The following is a 15,979-nucleotide window of genomic DNA, read 5'->3' as shown; positions in this document are numbered from 1 at the left end:
AGGATTGTAATAAAAAATTGAGAGATTCGTTAACTTTCTATCTTTGATGAAAATTTATCCTTAATTGATTTTTATATCATTAAACAGAAGGTTATATGCTAAATAGAATAATTACCCTAAGTACACTGGCTCTGCTCTCCGCCAATCCAGCTTCCGCACAGCTACTCAATGGCGATTTTGAAACATGGAGCGGCAATAGCCCACAAGGCTGGAGCACCATTGATTCTGGCATCGCCGTTTCTTCCGCCACAACCCCACTGAAAACAGGCAAGCTTGCCGCCGCCATTGCCGTCAATACCGGCACACAAGGCAACACTGACTTCTTGCAGATGGTCAATGTGGAGCAAGGAAAAACCTATCAGTTCTCGGTGTCGGTGTACCATACCGAAGGCAAAGTCATGGCGCGATTGATTGCCGATGGCTACCAAGGTTACTCCAATAACGGGCTCACTAATCAGTGGCAAGAGCTGACGTTTTCCTACACCGCCACCAGCACAAAATCCATTCCTGTAGGCCTACGCTTTTATGACGTTTCCGGTTTTGATGGCTCAGAAGTGGTGTATATCGACAATTTCCAACCAACGGAATCGGCAACTACACCTCCCGAACCAGAAAGCTGCTCAGCAACCACGGCAACCTTGTCACTGACAACAGACCAATACGCGTCTGAGACAAGTTGGTTGCTGAAAAACAGCAGCGGTACCACACTCTTCTCTGGCTCTGGGTATGAGAATTCCACCACTTACAACCAAGAAATGTGTTTAAGCGATGGCCAATACACCTTTGAAATTCTAGACAGCTACGGTGATGGCATTTGCTGTGGGGTCGGTAATGGCTCTTATAGCCTTGTTGCCAATGGCAACACACTGGCTTCTGGTGGCGAATTTACCCAATCGCAACTCACGTCGTTCACCATCGGTGACTCTGGTACCACAACGCCGACTGAGCCCCCCGTCTTAGGCGACTACTACAAAGCGGCCGAAGGTAAGAATGGCTTTGCGCTGAAAACCGCGCTCTACAACATCATCACCAACCACAATAGCCAAGGATACAGTGCGATTTGGGAACTGGCGAAAGTGGCCGATCTCGATCTTTACTACGAAAACGATGGTTCCATTTTGGATATGTATTCGGAAAAAGCCAGTGGCGCAGACAGTGTACATTTCACCAAGGGCACCAACCAGTGCGGTCAATACAGCAAAGAAGGGGATTGTTACAACCGCGAACACTCTTTCCCGAAAAGTTGGTTTGGTGGCACAGTGGAACCAATGAATTCTGATGGACACCATATTTTTGCGACGGACGGCTATGTGAATGCAAAACGCAGCAACTGGCCATTCGGTGAAGTTGGCAGCGCAACATACGTATCCAGCAATGGTTCCAAACTGGGCTCGGCAAAATCTGACTTAGGCTATGCGGGCACCGTCTTCGAGCCGGTAGATGAGTTTAAAGGCGACTTTGCTCGTGCTTACTTCTACATGGCCACCCGTTACGAAAACGCCATTGCTAATTGGGAAGGCAACACCACGAACGCTAACGATGTACTCAATGGCACCAGCACCACGGTCTTTGAACCTTGGATGCTCAACATGCTGAAACGTTGGCATAACGCTGACCCCGTTAGCCAAAAAGAGATTGATCGCAACCAAGCGGTGTACGAGTTCCAAGGTAACCGCAACCCGTTTATCGATCATCCTGAGTTTGTCAGTGCCATTTGGGGCAATTAAGTCACTTCCCCTTCACTTTATTAAAAAGCGCCCAGCATCAACGCTGGGCACTTTTTATGTTATCACGCTCTTTTAAACATTAACGATAACGATTGAGGATCGCTTGATGCAGCGTAACGCCTTCCTCATTGGTTTGCTGTTTTAATATATCGATGCCTTTTTGCAGTTGTTCGACCAACTTCTTGGGCACGTTTTTATTGAAGGCAAAATAGAGCTCACCCTCTTTTAAGATATAAACGGTTTTAAAGAGTTTGGGGTCTAACCCCGCTTGTGAGGTGAACCAGAGCGCTGCACTCTCATCGTAAGCAAGCAGATCAATGCGCTTTTTCATTAACTGTTCAGCCAATTGTGTCACGTAGTTGGCTTCTTGCATCGCTTCACGGGGAACGCCAAGCTCTAAGAGCATCTGTTCACCCACATCATCGCGTATCACACCAATTCGATAGTTTGCCATATCAATGGGATCTCGAATCTCGATATCCGCGTCCACTCTTGCCATCACCACCGCTTTAATGCCGGCAATGGGACCGGCCCACTGGAAAAGATGTTCCCGATGTTCGGTACGAGTCGTGGAAAAAAGCACGGCGTCATTGTGGGTTAAGGTTGCTCGATACGAACGCGGCCACGGTTGAATAATGATCTGTTTATTTTCAATCGCAACGCCCACTTTCTCCGCGGCTAACTGCAGCACATCCACTGAGTAGCCACGAGGTGTTGTGCCTTCGAGGAAATTGGCTGGCGGATACGACTCTGAGAAAAACGTCAGTTGCTGTAATGAGGTGACTGGTGGTGTTGCTGCACTGACGGAAAAGGTGAATGCAAGTATTCCGCAAAGTGCCAAGCCGCTTTTTTGAAAGCCATTCATGATCGCTCCGTCAATCGTTTGGTCCTGTTAAAAAACTAGTCAAAGATCACATGACCGTCTAGGGCCAAATCATCACAAACGCCGTTTTTACTGGACAAAATTGTGGACAGAGCAAAAAGTTAGGTGTTTGAAATCAGGTTATTTCTCGCCAAGCCCTTGCGCACACTGCTGCATAACTTACCAAAACGTCGAATTTCATCAAAATGGGGAATCACACCACGGTTCATTGCATGTTCCCAATAGCTCAGTTCACCATCCACCATCTCTAGCAGTTTTTTCGGGCAGCCTACACACTCTCCTTTCGGACCACAGACAAACGTCTCTGATTCGTACAATGGTAATTCTTTTTTCACCGCGTCAATGATATTGCGCATCGCAGTTTGTCTATCAGGTTTTTTAGTCATCGGTCGCACGCTTGCAAAAAAGAGCCAGAGTATAGCGTTAGATGAAAAATCTGCACAGATTGTCATACGGATCACGTATAACGAAAACTATTAATAAATTCGATGATGTCTCAAGAATGTGATTAGATATTCAACTCATCCCATCCTAAACTTTGTTCGTTTTATAAATTATTACAGTTGGCTAACGATGGAATCATATTTAGGTAAAGGAAGAAAACCGCCAGAAAATGATGCCAAACCTCATCACCGAAGAGAACACAATGATGGCTTCGCTGCCTTGCCATTGGGCTTTCTGGATGAGCTGGCGCAATCTTCCTCTTTGGAAGATGTCTTACTGTGCACCTCGTACTGGGTGCGAGAGATCTTTCAGGCCGATCGCGCCAGTATTACCCTCGACGAAAATGAGCGAGAAATGCGGCTTTATGCATTTGATGGTAATGATGTTCAACCGCAAGAATGTTTGATTCCAATTGAAGGTACCTTGGTTGGCGAAGCTTTTACACAACAAAAAGTGGTGATGTCGAGCCATGATCGTTCTGAAGTGCCAAGCTATTGCAAAAGGCTCTCCGCCGCTGGCCTCACCACCTTTATGATTGCTCCTCTAAAGCACAAAGGCGAATGCTATGGCACGCTCAACATTGCCCATAAACAGCTTGATGCCTATAGCGAGCTGGATGCTCGAGTGCTTGAAACTCTCGCCAACTGGGTTGCTGCACAAGTACATAAGCATCAACAAATCAACAAGATGATTGAGCTTGCGCACATTGACCCACTCACTGGCGCGCTCAATCGGCGTGCGTTTGTTGAAGCGACTTACTTTATCAATGACAAACCAAGGCATTACGATCACCATACCGCACTGTTAATGATCGATTTGGACAAGTTCAAAGAGATCAACGACCAATTTGGCCATCCTGCGGGTGACAAGGTACTGATGCAAATCGCAGCGACCTTAAAAAAACAGATCCGCTCTGATGATCTCCTCGCACGCTTTGGCGGCGAAGAGTTCGCCATATTGCTGCATCATGTCAATGCCGAAGAAGCCATGACCCTTGCTGAGACTCTACGCGTGACGGTAGAACAACTCACCATTGAACATCACCAGCATCGGATTCAGTGCACAGTAAGCATTGGTATTGCCCTGCCCAGTTCTCCTAATCAAGGCTTTGAAGAATTGATGCAACTCGCCGATAACGCACTCTATGTCGCGAAACGATCCGGTAGAAACCAAATCATTTTATCTGACATGTCTCTGATCTAACGGGCTCGACGGCCAATTTCGGCTTTCTTACCACCAAATACACCGCCACCGCAGCCAACAGAAAACCCACCATGGCTTTGGTATCAAACGACTCGCCAAACATCAGCCAGGCTTGCAACGCGGTGACAGGAGGAACAAGATAAAAAACCGATGCCACACTCGACGCTGCGCCATTTTTCACCATATAGAGCAACAGCAGAATGGCCGCACACGACAACACGACCACTAGCCAAACCAGTGTCAGAATAAAGGTTGTTGTCCATTGCACTTGCATGGTTTCAAACTGCCACGCAAAAGGCAGGAACAGGCATGCTGCGGCGAGATACTGCACCATAGCGCCACCCACCATATCCACCCCATGGCAGAAACGTTTTTGGTACAAGGTGCCCAATGTAATACCCACCAGCGCCATTAAGCACAGCGTAATCGCAAGCGTTTTGTGCGCTTCGGTTTGCCAATCCATCTTGCCAGAAAGCACCAAGCTGATACCCAGCAATCCAAGCGCTAAACCCAACCACTGCGAAAACCGAAAGCGCTCTTGAACCGTGACCACCAAAATCAGCGCGGTTAAAATCGGTTGAATCCCCACCAATAAGGAACTCAATCCGGCCGGCATCCCCAGTGAAATGGCCCAATAGGTTCCGCCGAGGTAAAACCCATGAATGGCCAGCCCCACAACACATGAGTGCCAGAAGGCGGCCCCTGTCGGCACTCGGCGGCGCAGCAACACGATCAGCAACAAAAACAGCGCGATGTTTGCCAACATACGGATCGCCAGCAAGGTCGCAGGTTCTGCGTATTGCAGGCCCAATCTGGCCCCAACAAAACCTGAAGCCCAAAGTAGGACAAACAAAAAGGGGATCGAACGGAGCAGCATGAAAATTCCTTGTGGCTATTATTATCGACTTGCTGTTACTGTAATTGGGTACAGAAATGAAAATAAGAGACAGTTTGAAGGGAATTTATGGGTACAGATGAGCGTGATATCACACACAACAAGTACTTAGTAGTCGAGCAATATGTGCGCTCGGCCATCCAATCCGGCTTGTTCCAACACGATGAAAGACTGCCTTCGATTCGTCGTCTCCAGCAGGAGTTGTCGGTCAGTAAAAACACCGTGATTCGTGCCTATCAAGAGCTGGAAGCGCAAGGTTGGGTCTATTCTGTTGAACGCTCAGGCTATCGTGTGAAACCCGTCGCGATCGCTCCAGAGCACGCTCATGCTAAACCCACCAAGGTCGACCTGCTTTCTGTCTGTAAAGAATTCCTCACCTATCCGCACGAAAAAGAGCAACTGCCAACCGGTTCTGCACACCCCAACATCGATGCCCCTGCCATCAAAAGTTTGTATGCGGAAATTGGGCGCCATAGCCGACGACAAAGTCAGCTTCCTAGCCACTACCAGTTACCACCGGGTGATACCCTTTTAGTCAAACAACTGGCCAAGATTACCGCCGATCTTGGTGTCCCTGTCCAGCTCTCCGAGATCATCACGACCCACGGCGCGCAACAAGCCATCAGCCTGGCCCTGCGAGCCACAACAGTGACTGGTGACATTGTTGCCGTTGAATCCCCTTGTTATTTTGGCAACCTCCTTTTACTGGAATCCCTAGGGTTGAATGTGTTGGAAATCCCCAGTTGTCCTAAAACGGGGATGGAAATCGACGCGCTCGCCAAAGCGATGGAAGAGTGGCCGATCAAAGCGATTTTAGTCACACCGAATTTTACCAACCCCACTGGCGCCACCATGACGTTGGAAAAACGTCTGGCCCTTTTGCAAGTCAGCCATGATGTGCCGATCATTGAAGACGACGTATTTGGTGCATTGAGCTTTGATGCCCCACTGCCAAGCTTGAAATCTCTTGATAGCAAAGGGCGAGTCATCTACGTCAACTCCCTTTCAAAAACGCTCGACTCTCGTTTGCGGATCGGTTGGCTGTTGGCCGGACGTTATCATGACCAAGTGGAAAAGCGGCTGCTCTGCGATAGCATGGGCAGTTTGAACCTGATGCAAAGTGCGGTCGCGTCGTTTCTCACTACGGGCAAATACCGTGCTCACACCGCCAGAATGCGTCGACAATACCAGTGCCACAGTAAGCGCTTCCACACCATGCTTAGCAAGGCATTAAACCAGATTCCCGCGCTGGAAAATCGCTATCAATTGCATCTCAATCAAGGATCGTTTTTGCTGTGGTTAATCCTGCCTGAAGGGGTGGATAGCCATGCGTTGTATCTCGATTGTCGCAAAGAAAAAATTAGCCTATTGCCGGGGACGGTATTTGGCACACACAACCAATATCAACATTGCGTGCGTTTTTGTGTCGCGAACTTTACGAGTGATCACGATTGGCAACCCGCCATCAATACCTTGGTTCGTCTCATCGCTCGTCATCTTTGATATTCCCTGTAAACGCTAAGTACATTTCCGTTTACGACACTGCCGTTAACCGTACGAAAGGGAGATTCGTCATTCTCGATGCGTCGTGACATAATGGCCCATTCTTCAGGCAACCATTTTAAAGGACAAAAATGACTGCAACTGCCTATCTTAATAAGCTAAACCAGCAATATCTGACGATTCATCGCACCAAAGAAGATTTCTTCTGGGAAACCTACATGGGGATCAGCGACGATCATCAAGGCTCAACCAAAGCACAGACCGAGTGGACCAATTTCCTTTCTCAAGCTTCAAAAATTAACGAAATTAGACAACAACTTGAAGCCGCAGAAACCATCCCAGACTCAAGCGAGAAAGCGCAGACGATTCAAGGACTCAATGGCTGGTTAGCCATGTTCCAATCGCACGCCATTGAATCCCCCGAAGCGGGCGCGCTTAAGAATGATCTGATTCAGTTTGAAGCGGAGATTTTTGAGAAGAAGCAAAAGCACGTTCTGACTTACGTGAACGAGAAGGGTGAAACGGTTGAAGGCAGCCTGCCGATCCTGAGCTCGGCAATCCGCGCCAACAACCAGGAATCCGTCCGCCAATCTGCGCACCAAGCGTTATTGGATCTCGAACAGTGGTTACTGCAAAACGGTTTCCTTGAGCTGGTGAAAAAGCGTAACGCCTTTGCCCGCACCATGGGCTACGCCAACTTCTTCGATTATTCCGTGGTGAAAACCGAACACATGACCAGTGATGAACTGTTTGTGATTTTGGAGGATTTCGAACAGCGCACTCGTCAAAGTCATCAAAATAGCCTGGATGCATTGGCGCAAGAGAAAGGCAACGATGCCTTAAAAGGGCATAACTTTGTTTACTCTTTCTCTGGCGATGTCATGCGTGACTTGGACCCCTATGTGCCGTTTTCTAAATCGCTACGTCGTTGGGTAGAATCGTTTGGTCGCCTCAATATTGATTACTCCGGAGCGGAACTCACACTCGATCTGTTGGATCGCAAAGGCAAATACCCGAACGGCTTCTGTCATGGCCCGATCCCTTCTTTCTATGACCAAGGAGAGTGGATCGCCGCCAAAGTGAATTTCACCTCCAATGCCAAACCAGACCAAGTCGGTTGTGGCTACGATGGCATGAATACCTTGTTCCACGAAGGAGGCCACGCCGCTCACTTTGCCAATGTGAAGCTCAACGCGCCTTGTTTCTCGCAAGAATTTGCGCCAACCTCCATGGCTTACGCTGAAACACAATCTATGTTCTGCGATAGCCTGCTTGACGATGCAGATTGGTTGAAGCGCTACGCATTGGATGACGCTGGCAATCCAGTGCCAGACTCGATCATTCAAGCAATGGTCAATAACCGTCAGCCGTTTAAGGCTTATGCAGAACGCAGCATTCTCGTTGTGCCGTACTTTGAGCGCGCGCTTTATCAAATGAGTGACGAACAACTCACTGCAGAAAGTGTCACCCAGTTGGCCCGAGATACCGAAATGCGCATTCTGGGTTTGGCGTGCAGCCCGCGTCCACTGATGGCCATTCCACACCTGCTGTCTGATGAAGCCTCTTGCGCCTACCAAGGTTACTTACTGGCTCATATGGCGGTGTACCAAACTCGTGCCTACTTCACCGAGAAGTTTGGTTACCTATGTGATAACCCAGAGATTGGCCCTCTGTTGGCAGAGCATTACTGGCATGCAGGCAACAGTGTGTCTCATTCTGAGTCAATTAAGCGCCTGACGGGTGAAGGGTTTAATGCGAAATATCTCGCTGACGCCTGTAACCAAACTGCACAGCAAGCGTGGGAAAAAGAGCAGCAGAAAATCGCCGCCCTTGCCGAACGAGAGGTTCACGCACCTGCTAGCCTTAACGCAACCATCACCATCGTCGATGGCAGTAAGCTATTGGCTTCGAACGCCATTTCTGACGCCGATATGTGCGATCAATTTGAAGCGTACATCGTCAAAACCTATGGTCGATAAATGATCGATATCCAGAGCCAGCCACGTGCTGGCTCTGCTTTTTCCCTAGTCCCCTTTTCCTCCACCTTCTTCTTCTTCACCTCGACGCCATCGCTGAATGTCTGACCGATTCCAAAAGCAGAGACACAACACTCATCTCAATAAATAACGCATTGAATAATAAGCCAACTTATATATGATGAGACTGCAAAACCAATTGCATATATAGCATGGTGTTTTGTTTTATTATCAATGTTCAAAACTCTCCCACTCGTTTGCATAGAGCGAGAGATGAGAGAGTCAATAACAGACAACGGAGTTGGTCGTGAATAAAATTATCCTCGCTTCTGCAGTTGCAGCGGCTGCCGTTAGTGGCGCGTATTTCTATAAAGTAGGACTCAATACTCAAGCAGGCGATGACTTCTTGGCTTATGTACCCGCGGATACCCCGCTGATCTCTTTGCAGACCAACGCCATTAATCATTACGAATACTTAACCTCTATGGGTTATCAGAATGAAAGCTTCGCCGATGCGTTTGATCTGAAAGAGCTCACCCCAGAGCAAGCCTTTCTTCTCGCCTACTTTGATGGCTATCTTAACAGCGCCAACAATGAACAAAGCCTCAAGAACTACCTCGGTACGGGCGACAACGTGAAACCACTGCTCTACACCTTAGGCATGGTACCGGTTTACAAATTCGAGATTGAAAACCCAACTGCGTTCTGGGCCACCATCGATAAAAAGGAAAAAGAGACAGGCGCGACGCATGAAGTCGGTAAACTTGGCCAAGCCGATTACCGCCGCTATGTTCTCGCGACAGAGCCAAGCGCAGAACAAAACCTTGGTTTTGTGATCGCCCTTGAAGGCAAGGTAGTCACCTTCACGCTCGATGTCCCGATGTTTGGCGCTGAGAACACATTGAAAATGGCACTTGGGGCAGAAAAACCTCAACACTCGTTTGCAGATAGCGGCAAGTTAGCCGCGCTTCAAACTAAATATGGCCAAAATTACCAATTTTACGCCTACCTTGATAACCAAGAAGTGATCAAAGGGATCACGCTGAAAGGCAGCAACCAGTTGGCTCGTCAAATTGATGTGCTGCAACAGCTCTCTCCAGAAGATCAAATTGACGTGCTGCGTCAGCCGACTTGTCATACTGAACTGACGGCCATCGCCAACAATTGGCCTCGTATTGTGTCTGTCGCGAGTTACCAATCTAAAGACAAACAACTGGTTATGGATGGCAGCATTGTCGTCGAGAGCAACAACCAAGTTCTGATCAATGCACTCAAAACCGTACGCGGCTTTATTCCTAGTGATGAAATTAACCGTGACAGCATCTTTGGTATCAGCTTTGGCTTAGATGTCGCCAAATTAGCGCCAGCGATCAGCAATATTTGGAATGATTTGACGCAACCAAGTTACTCTTGTGAACTCCTCGCAGAAGTCCAACGAGAGGTTCGAGGTGAAAACCCAGCTGCGGCCGTGAGCATGGGCGCAGGCATGGTAAATGGCGTAAAAGGCATTCAGTTTAGCCTGAATGATATTACGATGAACTTACAAGGCCAGTATGGACCTGAATTTGAAAAACTGGATTTCCTATTCAGCCTCTCTGCGGACGATCCATCGCTGCTGGTGCAAACGGCAAAAATGTTTGTTCCACAGTTGGCAGAAGTGAACATTGAACCCAATGGTCAAGCCGTAGATCTCAGTGCACTGGTTGAAGCGCAAACGGGAATGAAAACGCCACTCTTTGCACGCATGAACGACAAACACCTCACGCTCTATGCTGGTGATAAGGCCGCGATAGGGTCAGAAGTCGTGCTCAAGCAGCCGTTAGAAGCAGGGGGTTTATGGCAAGCCTATATGAACACCTCACGCATACTCGAATTCGCAACGATGGCTTCTGAGCTCAGCGGTGAGCCAATTCCAGAAGAAGTCAGTGAGGCATTAACGGTGGAAGCAACACTCAATTTTGTTTTTGATGCCAATGATAAAGGCCTAGAAATGCGTTACGACTACCGCATTGATAAGTCATCAATGAATGTTGCCAACCAATAATCACTTTCACGATGATGCGTTTATCCAAAGGGACCATTGGTCCCTTTTCTGTTCCCGGCTATTTTTGCGCGCCAACAGATGATAGAAAGCCGTCAAATGACGCACCACCTCCCTCTAACTTGGGATTATTTAACTCCGCACATCACGGATAAGACACTTTCGGCGGGTCCAGTGCATTTTTCTGGCATACCAGCACACACAAAACGGCCACCAAAGGAAGCAACGTTCCTTGGTGGTCGTTTACCTATTCGGTTTGGGTTTACTTCATTGGCGTACCGTCAGCAGGGTTGATAAACGCCGTCTGATCGGGATCGTCAGAATGATAGAGAGAGGCTTGTCGGTTGTGAATGAGTTGAGCTGCTAACGAAGGGCTTACTGCTCTGTGCTCACCTTTTTCCACTCTGAATTCGCCATCCCAAAAGTTATCCCTGAAGCGTCCTGACTCGAGGAACTCAACAACAACCTTCATCGCTTTCTCCTTTCTACCGCACTGGGTTAATTATAGATATGTCAATATAAGAAGTGATAATGCGAAGGTGTTATAAGCAAAGCAGGCATTACAACCAAAATCCTGTTTTCATGGCGCATGTATTGAGCCAGAGAGACAATAAAAAATGGGCTGAAAAAACAGCCCATTCGACACTCTTAGTGATTCTCGTCTAAACACAAAGGGTTAGCGGAAACCATCAAAACGATAAACTTGATCGAGGATTTCGCCTTCTCCCGCGTTCACATCGCTCCACTCCGTACTGTGCCAAAAGCTTTTTAAGGACAGATCGGTGGCGTCTGAATTGATCAGTTCGCTGATTTCGTAAGAACCGACGTAATCAGCGTGTGTGACGTCAATCCTCAACTGACCGTTTTCTATCGCCCAGTTAAACGGAAACTCTCCATCCTCAGCATCGACAAACGCCCCAGTGCCCTGCGGATTAAAGTAAAGCCATTCGTCAGCGGTAAACACACGTTGCTGATCGATGTACTCGTAATAGCCCACCGCCCAATAAGCGCTTTTGCCGCTATCGGTGCCAGCCATGAGTTCGGCAGTCAGTACGCTTCCGTCCCCCATTTGGGCTTTACATTGCGCCACTGCGGCTTGATAAGCTTCAAAGCTTTCGTAGTATACGGGTTTGTCATTGGGTTCATCCCAAGGGGTATTGCCCGTATCACAGCTCACCGCGGGATCGAGCTGTGGCGCATATTTCATGTAGTCGACAGCGGCGATTTCGGAGAGTCTCTCGATTTCTCCTTCGGTAACCACTTCGTTCCATTGGAAGTACCCTTTGAGGTAGTAACCAGTTTTATGCTCGCCAGTGAGAGCAAACATATCCACATCGTCAGCCATTGGGAACTGAATAATCACTATCCCTTTGTCATTGATAGTCCACGTTAGGTCCTTGAGATAATTGCCGTTTTCAAGCATCACCCCTGCCCCCTCTTCATAGAAGAGGTAACTTTCGTGCACGCGGTCTTCGGCATCATAGTAGTGCCATTGCATTGTTACTAACTGCTCTGGGGTCAGCGGTAGGTACAAACACGTCTCTAACGCTTGATAGAAATCCGCTTCAGTCGGTGAACCTGCTGGGCGATTATTTTGTTCATCCCAACCCGTGTCACCATATGTGCAGAGTGATTGCTGTGCTTGCAGCACTTTCAAACGCTGCTGCGCTTTTTCACGGCTGGCAAAGTACTCATCGCCTCGCTCGGTCATAAACGAAATGCCGCTGCTGTCCGCTTGCGCATTGAGCATAAAGATCGCTCGAGGAATGATCTCCTGCCACTGTTGAGGCTGCTCAACTTTGCCTTTCAGTAAATAAATACCGTTCACCACATCGAACACATCAAACGCATTGGCCAATCCACCTGGAGTAAAGGTAATCGCTTGCATGACATAACCCGATGCGTCATAGAAAGGATCATCGGTGACCAAATACCACACGCGCGGATCGCCATTGTCGTGGTAACGGAATGATGGTGTAAACGCAGGTTTGGCATAGAGATTCAAATTCGGAATCATCTCTGGCGTAATTTGGTCAACCGGCACGCCTTGCTCTAGCAAGCGATCCACTTCAGCGATCAAGTCGATATTGCGATCAAACCACTGGGTATAGCTGTAACCCATCCAGATGTCGTCATACAAATTGAACACCGTGTATTGATGACCAAATACATTCGCGGACGCGGTAAAATCGTACCCTTCCAGTGCAATATGATGCCAAGTTTCGTAAGCGCGTTTCTCCGTGGCAGATATTGTGCGCTCATGAAGTGAGAACTCACTGAACTTCTCACCATCTGGCTTCTCTGACGACGTGCGTTTTATGGCATCCGAATCGGCAAGCAAGTAGCGCGAGCCAGATACTTTCGTACTGCTGTCTGCCAACAACTCAGTGGTTCTTTCCACCCAATACGCGGTGCGATTTTCCCATTTTTGGTTGTTGTAGTTATAGTCAGCGTACTCTTCGTAGCTGCTGTCTGTTGGGCTCGACCAAATAGGCTGATGCTCCGTTAAGCGATAGGTGTTTTCGCTGTCAGCAACGAGCAGGCGGTATTGGTTTGTCGATCCATTGGCTTGCCAATCCCGGTGTTCTTCCAGCCAAACAGGGATCTGTTCGCGACGTTTTTCTACGCCACGGTAGGCATAATCTTTCACGTGGGTGGTGGCGTCATCGATCTTGAAGCCATTGACGACAAATTGATCCAACTGCGTCGTCACACTAGCCAGTTCACCATCCGTTCCCTGAGTGACGGTCACATATTGAATGGTGTCGATACCCAGTAACGTTTGTGGATGTTGTCGGCTGGTAAAATTCACGCCATCGAACGTGCGTCCTCCGCCATTATCAGCCCCTTCCAAAGCGGCATCCGCTTCATCAATGTATTTCCAATACTGCTCACCCTGCGCGGTTTTGTTCCCGATATCCAAGGACTGACCAACAAACAGAATCTCACCGTCTAAATTAAAGTCATAACGCCATTCGCTAATGCGGCTAAAGCTGCCATCTTTTTGCATCTGTTCAATACTGTGTTCTTCGCCCAGCAGATCCCCCTCTACGGTACGGAAAGTCCGTTCAACTTCCGTGGTGACCAAGCCACTGTTAAAGGTTTCGACGCTTGTGTGATAGGTCACATCAAGAATTCTGGCTTCTTTACCGAGGTGGGTCACCGTTGGCCAGCGATAGCTTAGCTCTGTGCTTTGGTCTTGGGTTGATTTGTCCGCATTATCGGGATAGGCATCAACGAGGCTATCTACGCCATCGTTATCGTGGTCGCCCGCTTTGGTGGCATCTTGCGGGAACTCATCCACCACACTGTCATAACCATCTTGGTCATGATCCCCCGCCAATTTCGGATCGGTTGGATATTGATCCACCAAGCTATCAAAGCCATCCTTGTCTGGGTCACCCGCTTGTGTGTTGTCGTTTGGGAATAGGTCATCAACATCCTTCACCCCATCGTTGTCATCGTCAGGGTCGGCGTTATCTCCCAGCTCATCACCATCAAAATTACGGTATTCCGTTGCATCGTCAGGATAAGCATCCAATGAATCTGGAACACCGTCGCCATCATTGTCCATGTTGCCGTCGTTGTCGGTATCATAATCAAACTCAGGCTTCTTATCGGCCAGATCTTCTGCAGTCGTATTTTCGATGGTCTGCTTAATGTCCTTATTGACCTGTTCCGCAGTGTGCGCCATTTTTTGGCTAGCATCTGGGTCATCCATCGTGGTTTGATATTGTTCTGGAGTTTCCGCTAGCACGACGCCTGCTGTCACCAAACTGCGCGCCGCAAATGCCGCTTGTTGATGCTCTTCATCCAGGAAGTCACCCAAAACTTGTTCATCCGTTAAACCTAACTGCTCGGCAATGCGCTCAACCGATTGTTGCTGCTGAGCGGCGACGAGTATGGGGTCAGTTTCGCCTTGCAGGCGATTCACCATATCAACATGAACAAGGGTAGAAAGTGGCGTGATGGCCGCTTCACCTGCGGGGGCAGACATGGTGTATCCCGCGGTGATGGGCACTACATTTCCGCCTTCCGTATCGATGGTTTCACCGGCTATCGCTTGCACGATAACAGGAAAACTTTGGTAGTTAGCAACGTTGCTGACGTCCAATTGCGCGACGCCCTGCTGATTTGAGTACGCGATGGGCTCACCATCATCGTGAACCCAATTAGGGGTGGTGTCCAACCACACCTTCGCATTGTGAAGATAGCCATCAATGGCAGTGACACTATAGCTATCAGGCACCACAGGTGTGCTGCTGTCCGATGAGTCACTACCACATCCAACCAAACTGACCATCCCCGCCACGCTTAGTGCAATGACGATTTTATTGGCTCTCATGATTCCCTCCGAATTCCTTTTTATTTTCTTCTCACATCGCAATGTTGCGCAGTTACGCAACGGTTATAGGCAGCTTAAAAAGGGAACTCCGCCGCTTCATCACCCATGTGGGTGACGAAGCACGAGCAATTGAGCGGGGTTTGATTTACATCAATAGAATTAATAACAAGAGGCTATCTATACAACCAAAGAATAAGATCCGATACGGTAATAGCGCGAGATCAATTGATTTTGATGACGGCATCCTGTCTTGTGCAAAATCCGTTTAATCTGAGTACGAACCGTCTCTTTCGATACAGAGCGATAGCGGGCAATTTCGCTGCCATCCATCCCTTGAACCAGAAGTTCCAGCACTTCCAATTCAGCATCCGTCAGTACATCACCGTTATGCACAATCGAGCGAATAGGGCTGAGCTGAGCAAGTCGTTTTGCCATGGTTTGCTGGGCGACCCAACAGTTGCCCCATGAGATCAAAAACTGCCACAACCTCTTGAGATGATCACGCTGCTTAGGCTGCAATGCGCTGAAACTATGACAACTCAACATCAAGTAGTGGTGCTCAACCAGTCTAAACAAACCGCAATAGGAATGATGAAGTTTCATGGTTGGGATCAGTACTTCGCGAAAAACCGGGTTGCGGATCTGTTTGACTGGCAGCATCTCTTGCATATAAAGATACTGACCAATCAATCCCTTACGCAGGTAGTACTGTAAGAATGAATCGTGATGTTGATTTTGCTGATAAATGTCCAACTGTTGGCTCGAAAATCCGAAATCAAACTGCAACCGTGGCACCTGATAAGGGTCCAAAATCATGAACACAACATTCTCGATACCAGCTTGAGCCAATTCGCGCAAAACGATCTCTTCAAGCTCAATAGGTGAAATATTAACGTGAGTAAAATCGAGTAAGGTCGAAAAATCGGATTTCATAATGTGCCTCGTTCGGTTGCTGTCAGTCC

The 15,979-nt window shown here is 48.3% G+C and carries 11 protein-coding genes; 5 read left to right on the top strand and 6 right to left on the bottom strand.

Going from position 1 to position 15,979, the window contains the following annotated elements:
• Positions 1-95: 95 nt before the first annotated feature.
• A complete protein-coding gene (locus VV1_RS21685) occupies positions 96-1,727 on the top strand; it encodes an endonuclease (RefSeq protein WP_011082283.1) in 1,632 nt (543 codons plus the stop codon).
• A gap of 79 nt (positions 1,728-1,806) precedes the next feature.
• Here VV1_RS21685 and VV1_RS21680 read toward each other — a convergent pair whose 3' ends face one another.
• Both VV1_RS21680 and VV1_RS21675 read right to left on the bottom strand, forming a co-directional pair.
• A complete protein-coding gene (locus tag VV1_RS21680) occupies positions 1,807-2,592 on the bottom strand; it encodes a substrate-binding periplasmic protein (protein ID WP_011082282.1) in 786 nt (261 codons plus the stop codon).
• A 119-nt stretch (positions 2,593-2,711) separates the two neighbouring features.
• Positions 2,712-2,996: a hypothetical protein gene (locus VV1_RS21675; RefSeq protein ID WP_043921217.1), complete on the bottom strand. Its 285-nt coding sequence runs from the start codon at positions 2,994-2,996 to the stop codon at positions 2,712-2,714.
• Between the two features lie 187 nt (positions 2,997-3,183).
• On the opposite strand from VV1_RS21675, the gene VV1_RS21670 reads away from it, so the two are divergent.
• Complete coding sequence (locus tag VV1_RS21670) at positions 3,184-4,257, top strand: sensor domain-containing diguanylate cyclase (RefSeq protein WP_011082280.1); 1,074 nt, start codon at positions 3,184-3,186, stop codon at positions 4,255-4,257.
• On the opposite strand, the gene VV1_RS21665 is transcribed toward VV1_RS21670, so the two are convergent.
• A complete protein-coding gene (locus VV1_RS21665; protein WP_011082279.1) occupies positions 4,229-5,134 on the bottom strand; it encodes a DMT family transporter in 906 nt (301 codons plus the stop codon). The genes VV1_RS21670 and VV1_RS21665 overlap by 29 nt on opposite strands.
• Before the next feature lie 87 nt (positions 5,135-5,221).
• On the opposite strand from VV1_RS21665, the gene VV1_RS21660 reads away from it, so the two are divergent.
• From VV1_RS21660 to VV1_RS21650, 3 genes are all read left to right on the top strand, one after another.
• On the top strand, positions 5,222-6,655 hold the full coding sequence (locus VV1_RS21660) for an aminotransferase-like domain-containing protein (protein ID WP_011082278.1): 1,434 nt from the start codon (positions 5,222-5,224) through the stop codon (positions 6,653-6,655).
• Between the two features lie 131 nt (positions 6,656-6,786).
• Positions 6,787-8,634 (top strand): M3 family metallopeptidase, encoded by a 1,848-nt coding sequence (locus VV1_RS21655; protein ID WP_011082277.1) that lies wholly within the window; start codon positions 6,787-6,789, stop codon positions 8,632-8,634.
• 304 nt (positions 8,635-8,938) lie between these two features.
• Entirely contained in the window at positions 8,939-10,675 is a 1,737-nt protein-coding gene (locus VV1_RS21650; protein ID WP_011082276.1) for a hypothetical protein, read from the top strand.
• 259 nt (positions 10,676-10,934) lie between these two features.
• Here the strand turns inward: VV1_RS21650 and VV1_RS21645 are convergent, their stop codons facing one another.
• From VV1_RS21645 to VV1_RS21635, 3 genes are all read right to left on the bottom strand, one after another.
• On the bottom strand, positions 10,935-11,144 hold the full coding sequence (locus tag VV1_RS21645) for a hypothetical protein (RefSeq protein WP_011082275.1): 210 nt from the start codon (positions 11,142-11,144) through the stop codon (positions 10,935-10,937).
• 204 nt (positions 11,145-11,348) lie between these two features.
• Positions 11,349-15,017: a hypothetical protein gene (locus tag VV1_RS21640; RefSeq protein WP_011082274.1), complete on the bottom strand. Its 3,669-nt coding sequence runs from the start codon at positions 15,015-15,017 to the stop codon at positions 11,349-11,351.
• 177 nt (positions 15,018-15,194) lie between these two features.
• Positions 15,195-15,950, bottom strand: coding sequence for a helix-turn-helix transcriptional regulator (locus VV1_RS21635; protein ID WP_011082273.1), 756 nt, complete (start codon positions 15,948-15,950; stop codon positions 15,195-15,197).
• Positions 15,951-15,979 lie beyond the last annotated feature (29 nt).

The sequence above is a fragment of the Vibrio vulnificus CMCP6 genome (assembly GCF_000039765.1).
GTDB lineage: Bacteria > Pseudomonadota > Gammaproteobacteria > Enterobacterales > Vibrionaceae > Vibrio > Vibrio vulnificus_B.
Note: the sequence above shows the minus strand (reverse complement) of the source record. Positions and strands in the feature narration are given on the sequence as shown.

Excerpts from the sequence above, each read along its gene's own strand:
- VV1_RS21665 (WP_011082279.1), bottom strand. The coding sequence starts at position 5,134 with ATGCTGCTCCGTTCGATCCCCTTTTTGTTTGTCCTACTTTGGGCTTCA.
- VV1_RS21660 (WP_011082278.1), top strand. The coding sequence starts at position 5,222 with ATGGGTACAGATGAGCGTGATATCACACACAACAAGTACTTAGTAGTC.
- VV1_RS21670 (WP_011082280.1), top strand. The coding sequence starts at position 3,184 with ATGGAATCATATTTAGGTAAAGGAAGAAAACCGCCAGAAAATGATGCC.
- VV1_RS21640 (WP_011082274.1), bottom strand. The coding sequence starts at position 15,017 with ATGAGAGCCAATAAAATCGTCATTGCACTAAGCGTGGCGGGGATGGTC.
- VV1_RS21655 (WP_011082277.1), top strand. The coding sequence starts at position 6,787 with ATGACTGCAACTGCCTATCTTAATAAGCTAAACCAGCAATATCTGACG.
- VV1_RS21635 (WP_011082273.1), bottom strand. The coding sequence starts at position 15,950 with ATGAAATCCGATTTTTCGACCTTACTCGATTTTACTCACGTTAATATT.
- VV1_RS21685 (WP_011082283.1), top strand. The coding sequence starts at position 96 with ATGCTAAATAGAATAATTACCCTAAGTACACTGGCTCTGCTCTCCGCC.
- VV1_RS21675 (WP_043921217.1), bottom strand. The coding sequence starts at position 2,996 with ATGACTAAAAAACCTGATAGACAAACTGCGATGCGCAATATCATTGAC.
- VV1_RS21680 (WP_011082282.1), bottom strand. The coding sequence starts at position 2,592 with ATGAATGGCTTTCAAAAAAGCGGCTTGGCACTTTGCGGAATACTTGCA.
- VV1_RS21645 (WP_011082275.1), bottom strand. The coding sequence starts at position 11,144 with ATGAAGGTTGTTGTTGAGTTCCTCGAGTCAGGACGCTTCAGGGATAAC.